A 1601-nucleotide genomic window follows, 5' to 3' on the forward strand; every position below is an offset into this window, starting at 1 on the left:
AGTCTGAGACCTGATGCCGAGCCGATTGTGGTGAAGTGGATGATCCTATGCTGTCGAGAAAAGCCTCTAGCGAGTTTCATGGCGGCCCGTACCCTAAACCGACTCAGGTGGTCAGGTAGAGAATACCGAGGCGTTCGGGTGAACTATGGTTAAGGAACTCGGCAAAATGCCCCCGTAACTTCGGGAGAAGGGGGGCCATCACTGGTGAGGGAACTTGCTTCCTGAGCTGGGGGTGGCCGCAGAGACCAGCGAGAAGCGACTGTTTACTAAAAACACAGGTCCGTGCGAAGCCGTAAGGCGATGTATACGGACTGACGCCTGCCCGGTGCTGGAACGTTAAGGGGACCGGTTAGTCACTCTTCGGGGTGGCGAAGCTGAGAACTTAAGCGCCAGTAAACGGCGGTGGTAACTATAACCATCCTAAGGTAGCGAAATTCCTTGTCGGGTAAGTTCCGACCTGCACGAATGGCGTAACGACTTCTCGACTGTCTCAACCATAGGCCCGGTGAAATTGCACTACGAGTAAAGATGCTCGTTTCGCGCAGCAGGACGGAAAGACCCCGGGACCTTTACTACAGTTTGATATTGGTGTTCGGTTCGGCTTGTGTAGGATAGCTGGGAGACTGTGAAGCTCGGACGCCAGTTCGGGTGGAGTCGTCGTTGAAATACCAGTCTGGTCGTGCTGGATGTCTAACCTGGGTCCGTGATCCGGATCAGGGACAGTGTCTGATGGGTAGTTTAACTGGGGCGGTTGCCTCCTAAAGAGTAACGGAGGCGCCCAAAGGTTCCCTCAGCCTGGTTGGCAATCAGGTGTTGAGTGTAAGTGCACAAGGGAGCTTGACTGTGAGACCGACGGGTCGAGCAGGGACGAAAGTCGGGACTAGTGATCCGGCGGTGGCTTGTGGAAGCGCCGTCGCTCAACGGATAAAAGGTACCCCGGGGATAACAGGCTGATCTTCCCCAAGAGTCCATATCGACGGGATGGTTTGGCACCTCGATGTCGGCTCGTCGCATCCTGGGGCTGGAGTCGGTCCCAAGGGTTGGGCTGTTCGCCCATTAAAGCGGTACGCGAGCTGGGTTTAGAACGTCGTGAGACAGTTCGGTCCCTATCCGCTGCGCGCGCAGGAACATTGAGAAGGGCTGTCCCTAGTACGAGAGGACCGGGACGGACGAACCTCTGGTGTGCCAGTTGTTCTGCCAAGGGCATGGCTGGTTGGCTACGTTCGGGAGGGATAACCGCTGAAAGCATCTAAGCGGGAAGCCTGCTTCGAGATGAGTGTTCCCACCCACTTGATGGGTTAAGGCTCCCAGTAGACGACTGGGTTGATAGGCCGGATCTGGAAGGCGGGTAACCGCTGGAGGTGACCGGTACTAATAGGCCGAGGGCTTGTCCTCAGTTGCTCGCGTCCACTGTGTTGGTTCTGAAACCACGAACAACCCCACCCGGGGCCACTGGGTGGTGCGGTTGATGTGTTTCATAGTGTTTCGGTGGTCATAGCGTGAGGGAAACGCCCGGTTACATTCCGAACCCGGAAGCTAAGCCTTACAGCGCCGATGGTACTGCAGGGGGGACCCTGTGGGAGAGTAGGACGCCGCCGAAC

General features: G+C 56.8%; 2 rRNA genes (1 of these 2 cut by a window edge). Both read left to right on the plus strand.

Going from position 1 to position 1601, the window contains the following annotated elements:
• A 23S ribosomal RNA gene (locus ACFXC1_RS51165) occupies positions 1–1395 on the plus strand (it extends 1795 nt beyond the left edge of the window).
• An 89-nt stretch (positions 1396–1484) separates the two neighbouring features.
• Positions 1485–1601 (plus strand): 5S ribosomal RNA (gene rrf, locus ACFXC1_RS51170).

The sequence above is a fragment of the Streptomyces hokutonensis genome (assembly GCF_042751305.1).
Classification (GTDB): domain Bacteria; phylum Actinomycetota; class Actinomycetes; order Streptomycetales; family Streptomycetaceae; genus Streptomyces; species Streptomyces hokutonensis_A.